The sequence below is a fragment of the Aquabacterium sp. genome (assembly GCF_035476535.1).
GTDB lineage: Bacteria > Pseudomonadota > Gammaproteobacteria > Burkholderiales > Burkholderiaceae_C > Pseudaquabacterium.
Genome location: NZ_DATILJ010000190.1, coordinates 1 through 14,206 on the forward strand (window position 1 = coordinate 1; position 14,206 = coordinate 14,206).

The 14,206-nt window shown below is 71.1% G+C and carries 14 protein-coding genes and 1 pseudogene; 14 read left to right on the forward strand and 1 reads right to left on the reverse strand.

All coding sequences use genetic code 11. From position 1 onward, the window contains the following. Positions 1-46: 46 nt before the first annotated feature. From VLK61_RS18735 to VLK61_RS18750, 4 genes are read left to right on the forward strand one after another with little or no spacing between them, the layout of a single operon-like run. The gene (locus tag VLK61_RS18735) at positions 47-493 is read left to right on the forward strand and encodes a GNAT family N-acetyltransferase (RefSeq protein ID WP_414636832.1); all 447 of its coding nucleotides are present in this window, start codon (positions 47-49) and stop codon (positions 491-493) included. Next, a complete protein-coding gene (locus tag VLK61_RS18740; RefSeq protein ID WP_325423141.1) occupies positions 490-2,142 on the forward strand; it encodes an isovaleryl-CoA dehydrogenase in 1,653 nt (550 codons plus the stop codon). Before VLK61_RS18735 ends, VLK61_RS18740 begins: the two co-directional genes overlap by 4 nt. A gap of 20 nt (positions 2,143-2,162) precedes the next feature. Continuing rightward, entirely contained in the window at positions 2,163-3,092 is a 930-nt protein-coding gene (locus VLK61_RS18745; protein WP_325423142.1) for a glutathione S-transferase family protein, read from the forward strand. Then, on the forward strand, positions 3,089-3,994 hold the full coding sequence (locus tag VLK61_RS18750; protein WP_325423143.1) for an SDR family oxidoreductase: 906 nt from the start codon (positions 3,089-3,091) through the stop codon (positions 3,992-3,994). Before VLK61_RS18745 ends, VLK61_RS18750 begins: the two co-directional genes overlap by 4 nt. Positions 3,995-4,010: 16 nt before the next feature. Here the strand turns inward: VLK61_RS18750 and VLK61_RS18755 are convergent, their stop codons facing one another. After that, the gene (locus tag VLK61_RS18755; protein ID WP_325423144.1) at positions 4,011-5,342 is read right to left on the reverse strand and encodes an HDOD domain-containing protein; all 1,332 of its coding nucleotides are present in this window, start codon (positions 5,340-5,342) and stop codon (positions 4,011-4,013) included. A 121-nt stretch (positions 5,343-5,463) separates the two neighbouring features. On the opposite strand from VLK61_RS18755, the gene VLK61_RS18760 reads away from it, so the two are divergent. From VLK61_RS18760 to VLK61_RS18805, 10 genes and pseudogenes are all read left to right on the forward strand, one after another. Continuing rightward, positions 5,464-5,835, forward strand: a complete 372-nt coding sequence (locus tag VLK61_RS18760) for a VOC family protein (protein WP_325423145.1) — start codon at positions 5,464-5,466, stop codon at positions 5,833-5,835. 148 nt (positions 5,836-5,983) lie between these two features. Next, positions 5,984-6,331, forward strand: coding sequence for a phosphopantetheine-binding protein (locus VLK61_RS18765; RefSeq protein ID WP_325423146.1), 348 nt, complete (start codon positions 5,984-5,986; stop codon positions 6,329-6,331). 12 nt (positions 6,332-6,343) lie between these two features. Continuing rightward, positions 6,344-6,976, forward strand: coding sequence for a hypothetical protein (locus VLK61_RS18770; protein WP_325423147.1), 633 nt, complete (start codon positions 6,344-6,346; stop codon positions 6,974-6,976). Positions 6,977-7,088: 112 nt separating this feature from the next. Beyond that, a complete protein-coding gene (locus tag VLK61_RS18775; RefSeq protein ID WP_325423148.1) occupies positions 7,089-8,537 on the forward strand; it encodes an AMP-binding protein in 1,449 nt (482 codons plus the stop codon). Further along, a complete protein-coding gene (locus VLK61_RS18780) occupies positions 8,537-8,827 on the forward strand; it encodes a 3-hydroxyacyl-ACP dehydratase (protein ID WP_325423149.1) in 291 nt (96 codons plus the stop codon). The genes VLK61_RS18775 and VLK61_RS18780 overlap by 1 nt, the downstream gene beginning before the upstream one ends. 1 nt (position 8,828) lies before the next feature. Next, positions 8,829-9,836, forward strand: a complete 1,008-nt coding sequence (locus tag VLK61_RS18785) for an acyl-CoA synthetase (RefSeq protein WP_325423150.1) — start codon at positions 8,829-8,831, stop codon at positions 9,834-9,836. Continuing rightward, on the forward strand, positions 9,820-10,488 hold the full coding sequence (locus VLK61_RS18790) for a LolA-related protein (RefSeq protein WP_325423151.1): 669 nt from the start codon (positions 9,820-9,822) through the stop codon (positions 10,486-10,488). Before VLK61_RS18785 ends, VLK61_RS18790 begins: the two co-directional genes overlap by 17 nt. A 71-nt stretch (positions 10,489-10,559) precedes the next feature. Beyond that, entirely contained in the window at positions 10,560-13,031 is a 2,472-nt protein-coding gene (locus VLK61_RS18795; protein WP_325423152.1) for an MMPL family transporter, read from the forward strand. Between the two features lie 38 nt (positions 13,032-13,069). Next, entirely contained in the window at positions 13,070-13,900 is an 831-nt protein-coding gene (locus VLK61_RS18800) for a polysaccharide deacetylase family protein (RefSeq protein ID WP_325423154.1), read from the forward strand. A gap of 27 nt (positions 13,901-13,927) precedes the next feature. Then, positions 13,928-14,206: pseudogene (locus tag VLK61_RS18805) on the forward strand (hypothetical protein); the annotation flags it as partial.

The following is a 14,206-nucleotide window of genomic DNA, read 5'->3' on the forward strand; positions in this document are numbered from 1 at the left end:
GCCCCCCCGAGGGGGAGCTTTCGCCTTGGGGCGGCCCGGCGGCGAAATACTGGCCTGGACCTGGCAGCGCTTCGCCGAACTCGGCGTCGACGGCGTCTACGACATGCTGGCGCTGCGCTGCCGGATCTTCATCCTCGAGCAGGGCCCTTACCTGGACCCGGATGGCATCGATCGCGACAGTTGGCACCTGCTGGGCCGCGACGAGGGCGGTGAACTGCGCGCCTATCTGCGGGTCACCGACCCCGGTCTGAAGTACGAGGAACCGTCGATCGGCCGCGTGGTCCTGGATAAATCCCTGCGCGGCAGCGGCGCCGGCGATGCGCTGGTGCACGAAGGCGTGCAGCGCTGCGTGGCGGTATGGCCGGGGCGCGGCATCCGCATCAGTGCGCAGGCGCACCTGCAGCGCTTCTACGGCCGCCAGGGCTTCGTCGCCGTCGGTGACCGGTACCTGGAGGACAACATCCCGCACGTGGAGATGTGGAGGTCAGCATGACAGCCGATGTCGTGACCCATGAAGTGCTGAACCAGAGCACGCCGCTGGCCGATGTCAACCTGTACAGCGGCAACCGCGCACTGCGCGATGCGCTGCGCTTCAACGCACCGGCGCTGGACGACGCGGCGCTGGTCGCGCTGGGGGCCGAGGCCGGCTCGTCGGCGATGCAGCGCGATGCGCGGCTGGCCAACACCTTCTCGCCGCAGCTGAAGACCCACGACCGCTTCGGCCACCGCATCGACCAGGTCGAGTTCCATCCCAGCTACCACGCGCTGATGGCCCGCGCGATGCACCATGGCCTGCACGGCACACCGTGGTCGCGCGGGGCCGGTGCGCACATCGAGCGGGCTGCGGCCTTCATGCTCTTCACCGAGGCCGAACCCTCGGTGCTGTGCCCGATCTCGATGAGCTATGCGGTGATGCCGGCCCTGCGCAGCAATGCCGCGCTGCATGCCGATTGGAGCCCCGGCCTGACCAGCACGCAGTACGACGAGCGCTTCCTGCCCTTCGACCAGAAGGCCGGCCTGACCATGGGCATGGGCATGACCGAGAAGCAGGGCGGCTCGGACGTGCGGGCCAACACCACACGGGCCGAGCCCGATGGGCGGGACGACTGGGGCGTGCGCTACCGGCTCACCGGCCACAAGTGGTTCTTCTCGGCGCCGATGTGCGACGCCTTCCTGGTGTTGGCGCAAACGCCCGCGGGCCTGAGCTGCTTCTTCCTGCCGCGCTGGCTGCCCGACGGCACGGTGAACGCGCTGCGCATCCAGCGCCTGAAGCACAAGCTCGGCAACCAGGCCAATGCCAGTTCGGAAGTGGAGTTCCACGGCGCCGCCGCCTGGCGCATCGGCGACGAGGGCCGCGGCATTCCGCAGATCCTGGCCATGGGTGCGATGACCCGGCTCGATTGCGCGTTGGGCACCGCCGGGCTGATGCGTCAGGCGCTGTCGATCGCGCTGCAGCACACGTCGCAGCGCCAGGCCTTCGGCAAGCGCCTGATCGACCAGCCCTTGATGCAAAACGTGCTGGCCGACCTGGCGCTGGAAAGCGAAGCCGCCACCGCGCTGGCGCTGCGACTGGCGCGGGCCGTGGACCGCACCGAGAACGGCCACGACGAGCACGAATCGCTGATGCGCCGCGTGCTGACGCCGATCGCCAAGTTCTGGATCTGCAAACGCGGCAGCGCGTTCGCGCAGGAAGCGATGGAATGCCTGGGCGGCAACGGCTATGTCGAAGAGCAGGGCGAAGGCGTGATGGCCCGCATCTACCGCGAGATGCCGCTGAATTCGATCTGGGAAGGCGCGGGCAACATCATGGCGCTGGACCTGCTGCGTGCACTGCGCGGCGGCCCGGTGGCCGATGCCTTGGCGCATGAAACCGCACCGGCCCAGGGCGCACACCCCGCCTTCGACGCGATGCTGGCCCGCGTGCTGCATGGCCTGGACGGCGCCACCGAGGAGGCCCAGGCCCGCCGCCTGGCGCGCGACACCGCGCTGCTGCTTCAAGCCGCGCTGCTGCGCCAGCATTCGACCGACGCCGTGTTCACGGCGTTCTGCGCGTCCCGCCTGGCCGACGCCAGCGATGTGTTCGGCGCCTTGCCGGCCGGCTGCGACCTGAACGCCATCGTCGCACGCGCCCAATTCCACTGACCCAGAACCTATCTCTCAAAATGAGCGACCTGATCCTGCATCACTACCCGAGCTCGCCTTTCTCGGAAAAGATCCGGCTGATTTTCGGCCTGAAGGGCCTGGCCTGGCGTTCGGTGCTGATCCCGCCGATCATGCCCAAGCCCGATGTCATCGCGTTGACCGGCGGCTACCGCAAGACGCCGTTCATGCAGATCGGCGCCGACATCTACTGCGATTCAGCGCTGATCGCCCGCGTGCTGGAGGCGCGCCAGCCCACGCCGACCTTGTACCCGGCCAGCGTGCCGTTGGCGGTGCCCTTTGCGCAGTGGGCCGATGCCACGCTGTTCTGGGCTGCGGTGACCTGGACGATGCAGCCGGCCGGCGCGGCGGCGCTGTTCAACAACCCGGCGCCCGAAGTGATGAAGGCCTTCGGTGCCGACCGCGCGGCCTTCACCGGCACGATGCGGCGCCTGACGCTGGCCGATGCCGCCGTGCAGTTGAGGGGTTATCTGTCAGCGCTGCAGCAACAGCTGGCCCAGGGCGGCCCGTATCTGTTCGGTGACACGATCTCGATCGCCGACTTCTCGGTGGCCCATGCGCTGTGGTTCATCCGCCGCGGTGGGCCGGTGGCCGACATCCTGTCGCCGCATGAGGCGCTGAACACCTGGCTGGACCGCGTGCTGGCGATCGGCCATGGCCCGAACGAGCGGCTGTCCAGCGCCGAGGCGATCACGATGGCCGCCACCGCTGGCACGCAGGCCCCGACGCTGGTGGAAGCCGGCAAGGGCTTCGAGCCCGGCCAGGCCGTCACGGTGACTGCCACCGATTACGGCAGTGACCCGGTGGCCGGCACGCTGGTCGGCCTCAGCGCCGACGAGGTGGTGCTGCGCCGCACGGATGAGCGCGCGGGTGTCGTGCAGGTGCACTTCCCGCGCATCGGTTTCCAGCTCAAGAAGGAGAGTTCGACATGATCGATTTCAAAGGCCGCACCGCGGTCATCACCGGCGCTGCTTCGGGCTTCGGCCTGGAAACCTCGCGCCAGGCCGCGCACCTGGGCATGAACATCGTGATGGCCGACGTGCAGGCCGACGCACTGGCGCTGGCCGCCGGCGAGGTGGCCGCACTCGGCGCCCAGGTGCTGCCGTTCCGGCTGGATGTCTCCAAGGCCGATCAGGTGGAGGCGCTGGGCGAGGCCACGCGCAAGCGTTTCGGCGCGCCGCACCTGGTATTCAACAACGCGGGGGTCGGCTCGGGCGGGCTGATCTGGGAAAACAGCGCCAAGGACTGGGAGTGGGTGCTCGGCGTCAATGTCTGGGGCGTGGCGCATGGCGTGCGGGTGTTCACGCCGATGATGCTGGAAGCCGCCGCGGCGGACCCGGCGTATCAGGGCCACATCGTCAACACCGCGTCGATGGCGGGCCTGCTGAACGCGCCGAACATGGGCGTCTACAACGTCAGCAAGCATGCCGTGGTGGCCTTGAGCGAGACGCTGTACCAGGACCTGTCGCTGGTCACCGACCAGATCCATGCGCATGTGCTGTGCCCGTTCTTCGTGCCCACCGGCATCCACGCCAGCCACCGCAACCGGCCGCAGGACGATGTCAACACCAAGCCCACGCGCAGCCAGATGATCGCCGCGGCGATGAGCGAGAAGGCCGTCACCAGCGGCAAGGTGACCGCGGCCGATGTGGCCCGCAAGGTGCTGGACGCACTGCGCGAGAACCAGTTCTACATCTACAGCCACCCGAAGGCGCTGGCCTCGGTGCAGAACCGGCTGGAAGATGTGATGCACGCGCGCAACCCGACCGATCCGTTCAAGCACAAGCCGGAACTCGGCGTGCAGCTCAGGCAGGCGCTCCGCGCCAAGGCCTGATGGCGTCGGCCGGCGCTCAGCCGCCGGTGGCCGATGGCAGGCGCGTGGCAAACATCCACGCGCGCGCCGAATGCGCCATCACCGCCGGCAGGCCACCAAAGGCCTGGGCCAGCGGCGTGGCCTCTTCGAGGTCACTCTCGTCCAGCACCTCGGCCAGCGCCAGGTAGGCACACCACGGGCCTTGCCGTTCCAGCAAGGCCTGTTCGGCCTGCGGGTGCAGTTGCAGCGAGGCCAGCGCGTCGGGCAGGCGGGTGCGCAACAGCTGCGGCAGCATCGAGGCCAGGCCCAGCGTGAACAGCGCGCCGGGCCGGGCTTCGCCCTGGGCCTCGGCCAGCAGCTCGAAGAAGCGGGCCCGGGCCAGCGCCATGGCCTGCAGCGCCGCTGAAGCCGGCCGTGCCGGCGCCTGCTGCACCAGCAGCACGCTGACCCAGCGGTACAGCTCGTTGCGGCCCAGCAAGGCCACTGCCTGTTCGATCGAGCCCAGTTCACCGGCCGGCGATACGCTGGCGCTGTTGAGCTGGCGCAGCAGCCGGTAGGACAAGCTCACGTCGGCCTTGATCGCGGCCACCAGCGCGGGCGTTTCGGCATCGCGCGTGAGCTGGGTCATCAGCGCCAGCAGGCGTTGCGTCTGCGGCGTCAGCGGCCGCGCTTCAGGCGGCTCGACGCCGGCGTCGATGTGGCAGCAGGCCAGCCGCACACCGGCGGCGAGTGCGGCCTCCAGCGCGTCGATGCCGGGCAGGTCCAGCGCGATCAGCGACACGCCCGGCGCGCCGCTGCGCAAGGCTTGCAGCAGCGCCGCGGGTTCGAGCGCGCGAGCCTGCAGCGTGTGGAAGTCGGGCCGCAGCCCGGTAGCAAAGCGGGGCGCCGTGCCCTGGGCCCACCCGATCGCGGCGCCGGCACCGCGCCACAGCGCGATACGCTGCGCCAGCACCGCGGCGTCGGCCTTGTCGTCGTCGTCCACCAGCGCCAGGTGCATGCCCGAGATCAGCGGGTCGGCCGTGCTGCCGCGCGTCAGCCAGCTGGCCGGCAGTTCGCCGTAGGCCGCCTGGCCGTTCTGCGCACACAGCCGCATCGCACCCAGCAGGCTGCTGGCGCAGGCCGTGGCGGCGGCGGGGTCGCCGCGGCTGCGCAGCCGGCGCAGCGTGGCCTCGCCCAGATGGAATTCGAAACCGGCAATGCCGCCCTGGGTGGAAACCAGCGGCCGGCGGGCACCGATGGGCACGGCCGATGGCGCCGGGGCTGCCGCCGGCGGCTTGGCGGTGCCGGCATGTACCACGCGCACCGTGCCTCGCGGCGCGGTCACGGCGGGCCGGCGGCCGAGCAGGCGGTCGAACAGGGATTGCAGCATGCTGGCGAGGCTACGCCGATGGCGGCCACGCGGTCGGCGGAAAAGCGCTTCAAACGCGGGGTTGCCAAGTCGATTCAGCGCCCTGCTGGCCTACAGTGGGCGGCTCACTTCGGAGGTATTGATGATCATCGATCACGTCGGCATCAGCGTCAGCGACTACGCGCAGTGCAAGACCTTCTTCAGCCAAGCCCTGGCGCCGCTGGACATCGCGCTGATGGTGGAGGTGGCAGGCTGGGCCGGCTACGGCAGGGGCGGCAAGCCGGAATTCTGGTTCGGCCCGGGTGAAGCGCCGCAGCGGCCGATGCACCTGGCCTTCACCGCCGACAGCCGCGATGCCGTGCGCGCCTTCCACGCCGCCGCGCTGGCTGTCGGCGCCATCGACAACGGCCCGCCGGGCATCCGCGAGATCTACCACCCGCATTACTACGGCGCCTTTGTGATCGGCCCCGACGGGCACAACGTCGAAGCGGTGTGCCACAAGCCCGAGGCCTGAACCGATAGAGGCCATCGAGGCCGTCGACCGCATCGGTCGGTGATTGTGCTCGGGTGAGGGCGCGGTGCGCTCGCTTCGGGGGCTGGGCGCCTCGGTGCCCGCAACTACAATGGAAGGCTTGCCCGACCCTCGTAACCGCCTGGAAATCATGTCCTTGTCCCCTTCGTCCGCTGCTTCGGCCCCCGGTGATAAGCCGGCCACATCCACTGCCCAGGGACCTGCGCCGGAGTCGGCACAGGCGTCGGTGCTGGAGTCCGAACTGGCGGTGCTGCTGGTGGAGGCCCTGAACCTCGAGGTGGCGCCAGCCACCATCGACCCCACCGCGCCGCTGTATGGCGACGGCCTGGGCCTCGATTCGATCGACATCCTGGAACTGGCACTGGAAGTGTCGCGCCGCTATGGCTTTCAGCTGCGTTCGGACGACGAGAACAACCAGCTGATCTTCCAGTCGCTGCGCAGCCTGGCCGCGCACGTGGGCACGCACCGCACCGCCTGACGGAGCATCGCCGTGAAGCTGCGTCTGGCGCTGGGCCTGCTGGCGGTGGTCCTGTATGCGGTGCTGTCGCATTTTCTGATGCTGTACGCCGCCAGCGAGCCCTGGGCCGTGGCCGCGTTGTTCGGCCCCTTGCTGCTGCCCTGCCTGGCCCTGGCCTGGCGCCGGCGCCAGCCGCTGCTGCTGGGCGCCAGCGTGCTGGCCGCGCTGGCGCTGGTGCTGATCGTCGCGCGCGGCGGGCTGGGGGATGTCAAGCGGCTGTACCTGATGCAGCATGCCGGCACGCACCTAGCGCTGGGCCTGGTGTTCCTGGCCAGCCTGCGCGGCGATGGCCCGTCGCTGATCACGCAGATGGCGCGTCGCGTGCATGCGCTGTCGCCGGCGATGGAGACCTACACCGCGCATGTCACCCGGCTGTGGGTGGGCTACTTCTTTGCCATGATGCTGGTGTCCGTGGCGGTGTACGCCACGCTCCCCTGGAGTACCTGGTCGCTGCTGGCCAATGTGCTGACGCCGCTGGCCATCGCCGTGGTGTTTGTCGGCGAGCACTGGGCGCGCTACCGCCTGCACCCGGAATTCGAGCGCCTGACGCTGGCGCAGGTGCTGCATGCGCTGAATGGCGCATCGGGCGAGGCGGCGCGGTCATGAGCCGCGCCCGGCCGCCACGGCCCCGGAAGGGGCCACTCCATGGCCCTGGGGCTCATTCCCGCTTGGCGGGACCGGCCGCAGGCCGCAGGGTGCACCCATGAGGGCGGCTGCGATGCTGCCTGTCGTCCATCAGGCCGATCAGCGCCTGCCGCTGCTGGCCCCGCGTGACCTGGACCAGCCCCTGGCCTGGCGCCAGGGCCAGCCGATCAGTGGCCACCAGTTCCTGGCCGACGTGCAGGTTTTTGCCGAACGGCTGCCGGGTGAGGGCGCCGTGGTCAGCCTGTGCACCGACCGCTATGCCTTCAGCGTGGCCTTTGCCGCCGCGCTGTTGCGTGGGCGCGTCAGCCTGCTGCCGCCGAATGCACGGCCCGACACGCTGGCTCAGCTGCGCAGCGAGCACCCGGTGCTGTGCGCGGCCACCGACGACCCCGCGCTGCAGGTCGACGGCATGCCCTCGCACTGCGTGGCGCTGTCGCCGCCCGCCGGCATGGCGAGCGGGGCCGCCGCCTTGCCCGGCATTCCCGCCGACCTGCCGGATGTCGCGATGCCCTGCATCCCGGCCGGTCTTCGGGGGGCCTGCCTGTTGACCTCCGGCTCCACCGGCGTGCCGCAGCCCCATGCCAAGACCTGGGGCGAGATGAACCTTAACGTGCAGGGCGCCACGCAACGCCTGTGCGAGTACCTCGGTCGGCCGACGCTGGCCGGCCTGAACCTGGTGGCCACGGTGCCGGCGCAGCACAGCTTCGGCTTCGAATCCAGCGTGCTGCTCGCGATGCTGGGCGGCGCGGCCATCGATGCCGGCCGGCCGTTCTACCCGGCCGACATCGTGCAGGCGCTGCAGTCGCTGCCGCGGCCGCGCGCGCTGATCACCACGCCGTTCCACCTGAAGGCCTTGTTGTCGGCCGGCCTGGAACTGCCGCCGACCGACCTGGTACTGAGCGCCACCGCACCGCTGTCGCCACAGCTGGCACGACAGGCTGAAAGCGCTTTCGGTGGCCCGCTGGTCGAGATCTACGGCTGCACCGAAGCCGGCCAGGTGGCCACGCGCCGCACCGCGAGCAGCGAAGTCTGGTGCACCTTCGGCGACCTGCGCATCACGCGGCAAGCCAGCGGCGGCGGCGACGATGGCCGGGACGAATGCTTCTTCGTACAGGGCAGCGCCGTGCCGGCGCCGACACGCCTGGGCGATGTGCTGCGGCTGGACGACGCGCGCCGCTTCCGCCTGTTCGGCCGCGCCAACGACCTGATCCACGTGGCCGGCCGGCGCAGCTCATTGGGCCACCTGAACTATCACCTGAACAGCCTGGACGGGGTGCAGGACGGCGCCTTCTGGCTGCCCGACGAGGTGCCCGACGGCGTGGTGCGGCCGGTGGCCTTTGTCGTTGCGCCGGGCATCAGCGCGGCGGCCATCATCGCCGGCCTGCGTCGCCGGCTGGAAGCGGTGTTCGTGCCGCGGCGCGTGCTGCATGTCGACGCGCTGCCGCGCGAAGCCACCGGCAAGCTGACCACGCAGTCGCTGCGCGCCTTTGCGCTGGCGCAGCTGGATCGCCAGGGGCATTGATGGCCGACATCGTCTGCCAGCGCGTGATCCCGGTCGACCATCCGGCGTTTGCCGGCCACTTTCCCGGCCGTGCGATCCTGCCGGGCGTGCTGCTGCTGGCCGAAGTGGTGGAGGCGCTGCGCGAAGACGGCCAGGCCGGCGCATCAATGACGATCAGCGCCGCCAAGTTCCTGGCACCGGTGGGGCCGGGCGCGGTGCTGACGATCCGGGTGCAGGAAGCCGGCGCATCGCGGCGCTTTGAAGTGCTGCAGGGCGAGCAGCGGGTCGCCAGCGGCGCGCTGGGGGTCTAGCGTGAGCGGCGAGGCCAGCACCGCGGAAGGCACCGCTGCACGCGGCCGGGACAGTGCCGAGCCCGCGAGCCCGCGCGCTGCCACACATGGATCCTCGGCCAGCTGGGCCGCTGAACCCGAACGCAGCAACGCCTGGGCGCTGCGCATCATGTGCTGGATCGCGCTGCGCTGTGGCCGGCGCATCGCCCGTGGGGTGCTGTACCTCATCGCCCTGTACTTCGTGCTCTTCGCGCCCAAGGCCCGGCGCGCCAGCGCGCGCTACCTGGGGCGCGTGTTCGGCCGGCCAGCGCGCTGGCGCGAGCTGTACGCCCATGTGTTCTGTTTCGCCGCGACCATCCTCGACCGCGTGTACTTTCTGCGCGAAGGCGGCGCGGGCATCCGCATCGACGTGCACGGCCACGAGCATGTGCAGGTCTGTCTGGACGCCGGCCATGGCGCCTTCCTGACCGGCGCTCACATCGGCAGCTTCGAGGCCCTGCGCGCGGCCGGGCGCGGCGATCCGCAGCTGAACATCGCGATGGTGATGTACCCGGACAACGCGCGGCTGATCAACAACGCGCTGGCCGCCATTGCGCCGCACATCAAGCCCGACATCATCGCGCTGGGCCGGCCCGATTCGATGCTGGCCATCCGCGATCGGCTGGCCGTCAATGGCCTGATCGGCCTGCTGGCCGACCGTGCGATGCCCGGCGAGTCGGCCCGCGCCAACCCGGTGCGGCTGCCCTTCCTGGGCCAGGAGGCGGTGTTCAGCGACGGCCCGTTCCGCCTGGCCGCGCTGCTGCGCCAGCGCATGGTGTTCATGGTCGGCCTCTACACCGGCGGCGCGCACTACGAGGTGCGCTTCATGCCGCTGGCCGATTTCACGCGGCGCGCGGCGACGGCGCAGGAACGCGAGCAGCGCATCCATGCAGCGATTGCCGACTACGTGGCGCTCCTAGAATCCTTGTGCCGTGAGATGCCCTACAACTGGTTCAACTTCCATGACTTCTGGCGTGAAGACGGGGCCTGAGCGTGCACTTGCCGCAGGCCTGCGCCGGCGTGCCGCGGGCCTGCGCGGGCTCGTCGCCGCGGCCGTGCTGGGCCTGGCGGCCGCGGCGCCGGCTGCCGCGCTGGAACTGGCCGAGTTGATGAACGTGCTGTCCCAGGTGCGCAGCGGCGAGGCGCGCTTCACCGAGCAGCGCCAGGTCAAGGGGCTGGACGCGCCGCTGGTCAGCAGCGGCACCTTGAGCTTTGCCGCACCCGACCGCTTCACCCGCAAGACGCTGGCGCCGCGACCCGAGACCATGGCGGTGGACGGCAAGATCGTCACGCTCGAGCGCAATGGCCGCAGCCGCAGCCTGGTGCTGGATGCAGCACCGGAGATGGAAGCCATCGTCGAATCGGTGCGCGGTACCTTGACGGGCAATGCACAAAGCCTGCAGCAGCACTTCAAGGTCAAGGTCAGCGGCACGCTGGCGCAGTGGACGCTGGAGCTGCTGCCGATCGAGCCGCGCCTGCAGGTGATGCTGGCCAGCGTGCGCATCAGCGGCCGCCGTGCCGAGCTGCGCACGGTGGAGATGCGCCTGGCCGACGGCGACCGCTCGCTGATGCAGATCGAGCCGGTGGCCAGCGCGGCCCACACGGCCGCCGCCGCTTCCGCGGCGCCCGACAAGCGCCCGTGAGCCGCGTGCGGCCGCCCGAAGGGGCTCAGCTCCCGCTTGGCGGGAAGGCGCGCAGCGCCAAGGGTGCACTCATGACCGACGCGCCGCTGAGCCCGGCGCGGCGTGCCACGGCCTTGCTGCTGTGGCTGGCCGTCATGCTGCTGGGTGGCTGGGTCATCGCACGCAGCAGCTTCTCGGCCGACCTGTCGGCCTTCCTGCCGGCCAGCCCCGATCCGCGCCAGCGCGTGCTGATCGAGCAGATCCAGAGCGGCGTGGCCGCACGCACGCTGATGCTGGGCATCACCGGCGGCGACGCGCTGCAGCGTGCCGAGGCCTCGAACCAGCTGGCCAGCGCGCTGCGCGACAGCGGCCTCTTCGACCAGGTGCACAACGGCAATACCGCCACCTGGCAGGCCAGCGGCGCCGGCGAATGGCTGTTCGCGAACCGCTACCACCTGAGCCCGGCGGTGGAGGCGCGGCACTTCACGGTCGACGGCCTGCGTGAGGCCTTCGACGACACGCTGTCGTTGCTGGGCACGCCGGCCGGTGCGGCGATCAAGCCGCTGCTGGAGTCGGACCCCACCGGCGAGACGCGGCGCATCGTCGAAGCCATGCTGCCGCCCGATGCACCGCGCAGCCAGCACGGCGTGTGGGTGTCGCGCCAGCTGCCGCGTGCAGTGCTGCTGGCGCAGACGCGCGCGGCCGGCGGCGACCTCGATGGCCAGGCGGCGCTGCTGGCGCAGGTGCGCGCCGCGTTCGCGAAGATCAGCGCGCAACCGGGGCTCGGCGTTTTGCAGCTGCAACTCAGCGGCCCGCCGGTGTTCGCCGTCGACAGCCGGGCGCAGATCGAGCGGGAGGTGATCCAGCTGGCCATCGTCGGCACGCTGCTGATGGGCGTGGTGCTGCTGCTGGCCTTCGCGTCGCTGCCGGCGGTGGCGGTGGCCTTCGTGCCGGTGGCCAGCGGCGTGGTCGGCGGCGTCGTCGCGGTGAGCCTGGGCTTCGGCACGGTGCACGGCATCACGCTGGGCTTCGGCAGCACGCTGATCGGCGAGGCCGTGGACTATGCGATTTATTACCTGATCCAGGCCCGCGGCGCCGCGCAGCCGGGCACCGGCTGGTTGCACTGGCGCCGGCTGTCGTGGCCGACGGTGCGGCTGGGCTTGCTGACCTCGATGTGCGGCTTCGCGGCGCTGATGTTCTCGGGATTTCCGGGCCTGGCGCAGCTGGGCGTGTTCTCGCTGAGCGGGCTGCTGGCCGCCGCACTGGCCACGCGCTTTGTGCTGCCGGCGCTGATGCCCGACGGCGCCGCCGGCCTCGGCCTGCGGCGCTGGCTGGGCGAGCAGGCCGCGCGCGCGTTGCGCTGGCTGCCGCGGGCACGCATGGCGCTGCTGGTGTTGGGCGCCGTGAGCCTGGGCCTGCTGCTGTGGCAGCGCGGCGAGCTGTGGCGCGGCGACCTGGCCTCACTGAGCCCGGTCTCGCGCAGCGCGCTGGCGCTGGATGCCAACCTGCGGGCTGACCTGTCGGCCAGCGATGCGCGCACGCTGGTGGTGGTGCCGGGCACCGACGCGCAGGCCGCGCTGCAAGCTGCCGAGTTGGCCGGCGCCAAGCTCGACGCGCTGGTGGCGCAGGGCCGTCTGGCGGGTTACGACAGCCCGGCGCGCTGGCTGCCCAGCATCAGCACGCAGCAGGCCCGCCTGGCCAGCCTGCCGGATGCCAACACCTTGGGTGAGCGGGTGAAACAAGCCGCTGCCGGCGGGCCGCTGAAGGCCGAACGCCTGCAGCCCTTTGTCGATGCGGTGCAGCAGGCCCGCCAGCGCCCGCCAGTGGACCGCGCCGCGCTGCAGGGCAGCCCGCTGGCGCCGCTGGTCGACGCCCTGCTGTTCGAGGCGCCGGCCGACCCGAAGGCCGGCGGTGCGCGCTGGCGCGCGATGCTGTCGCTGCAGCCAGGCCCGCCTGCCGGCCCCGGCGGCAAGACCGGCCAGCCGCCGCTGGACGCCGAACAACTGCGCGCCGCGCTGGCCGATGTGCCGGGCCTGCAGGTGGTGGACATCAAGCAGGAACTCGATGGCCTGTACCAGCGCTACCTGCGTGAAGCCGTGTGGCAGGCGCTGCTCGGCGGCCTGGCGGTGGTGCTGCTGCTGGCAGTGGCGATGCGCTCGACCCGGCGCCTGCTGGCGGTGTGCCTGCCGCTGGCGCTGGCCGTGCTGTTGACGCTGGGCGGGCTGATGCTGGCGCAGGTCGCGCTGGGCATCCTGCACCTGGTCGGCCTGCTGCTGGTGGTGGCCGTCGGTTCGAACTACGCCTTGTTCTTCGACCAGTTCAGCACTGAAGGCGCGGCCGATGCAGACACGCTGGCCTCGCTGGTGCTGGCCAACCTGACGACGGTGCTGTCCTTCGGGCTGATCGGCTTGTCGCACATCCCGGCACTGTCGGCCATCGGCCAGGTGGTGGCGCCCGGCGCCTTGCTGGCCTTGCTGCTGTCGGCGGCCTTCGTGCCGGCGCGTCGTGCTGCGGCGGCGCCGACCATGGGAAAATCCGCCGCCGCCCACGAACCGCCGCTTTGACTTCTCCTGCTTCGCCACTGCCGAGCGTGTCCACGCCGATGACGCTGTTCATGCGCGTCACGGTGGGCGTGCACGCACTGTCAGCTGCTGCGCTGCTGCTGTGGCCCGATGCCTGGGCCTGGCCCGTGGCAGCCCTGGTGCTGAACCATGTCGGCCTGATGCTCGGCGGCTTGTGGCCGCGCGCCACCTGGCTGGGCCCGAACATCACCCGGCTGCCGCCCGCCGCCGTGGCCCGCGGCGAAGTGGCGCTGACGCTGGACGACGGCCCGGACCCGGCCGTCACGCCCCAGGTGCTGGACCTGCTGCAGGCCCACGGCGCCCGCGCCACCTTCTTCTGCATTGCCTGGCGCGCGGCCGAGCATCCGGCGCTGGTGCGCGAAATCGTCGCGCGCGGTCACAGCGTGCAGAACCACAGCTTCCGCCACCGCCACAATTTTTCGCTGCTGGGTCCGCGCGGATTTGCCGCCGAGCTGAACCGGGCCCAGCAGACCCTGTCGGCGCTGACCGGCGAGACGCCGCGTTTTTTCCGCGCGCCGGCCGGCTTGCGCAATCCCTTCCTGCAGCCGGTGCTGGCCCGCCTGGGCCTGACGCTGACCAGCTGGACCCGCCGCGGCTTCGACACCCGCGAGGCCGATCCGCAGCGGGTACTATCACGTCTGATGAGCGGCCTGGCCGCCGGCGACATCCTGCTGCTGCACGATGGCCACGGCGCGCATGCCGCCGACGGCCGGCCGGTGGTGCTGCAGGTGCTGCCCGCGCTGCTGCAGCAGATCCGGCAGGCAGGGCTGCACTGCGTCACGCTGCCCGACGCCATGCCGGAACCCGTGGCTGTCACGCCTGATTTCACGCCTTTGACTTCCCGCCAATGACTTCACGCCCATGACGGCGCCCAGCCGATGACCGCTCCCGTCCTGACCACCCGCAGCCTCGGCGAACCGCCGCCGCGCACCGTCGCCACCGATGCCGCCTGGCGCGCGCTGCACCAGGCCGCCTGCTCGCCGTACCAGCAGGCCGGCCGCTTTGCCTGGCACTTCGCGCGCGGCAAGCTGGGCCGCGACCCGGTGTTCCGTGGCCTGCTGGAACGCGGCTACCTGCCGGCCCAGGGCCTGGTGGTCGACATCGGCTGCGGCCAGGGTTTGCTGGCCAGCCTGATGGCGGCCATCGACGCGCTGCAT

Coding starts and splice junctions, on each gene's coding strand:
- VLK61_RS18800 (WP_325423154.1), top strand. CDS start 13,070: ATGACGCTGTTCATGCGCGTCACGGTGGGCGTGCACGCACTGTCAGCT.
- VLK61_RS18775 (WP_325423148.1), top strand. CDS start 7,089: ATGCTGCCTGTCGTCCATCAGGCCGATCAGCGCCTGCCGCTGCTGGCC.
- VLK61_RS18745 (WP_325423142.1), top strand. CDS start 2,163: ATGAGCGACCTGATCCTGCATCACTACCCGAGCTCGCCTTTCTCGGAA.
- VLK61_RS18795 (WP_325423152.1), top strand. CDS start 10,560: ATGACCGACGCGCCGCTGAGCCCGGCGCGGCGTGCCACGGCCTTGCTG.
- VLK61_RS18780 (WP_325423149.1), top strand. CDS start 8,537: ATGGCCGACATCGTCTGCCAGCGCGTGATCCCGGTCGACCATCCGGCG.
- VLK61_RS18760 (WP_325423145.1), top strand. CDS start 5,464: ATGATCATCGATCACGTCGGCATCAGCGTCAGCGACTACGCGCAGTGC.
- VLK61_RS18740 (WP_325423141.1), top strand. CDS start 490: ATGACAGCCGATGTCGTGACCCATGAAGTGCTGAACCAGAGCACGCCG.
- VLK61_RS18765 (WP_325423146.1), top strand. CDS start 5,984: ATGTCCTTGTCCCCTTCGTCCGCTGCTTCGGCCCCCGGTGATAAGCCG.
- VLK61_RS18755 (WP_325423144.1), bottom strand. CDS start 5,342: ATGCTGCAATCCCTGTTCGACCGCCTGCTCGGCCGCCGGCCCGCCGTG.
- VLK61_RS18750 (WP_325423143.1), top strand. CDS start 3,089: ATGATCGATTTCAAAGGCCGCACCGCGGTCATCACCGGCGCTGCTTCG.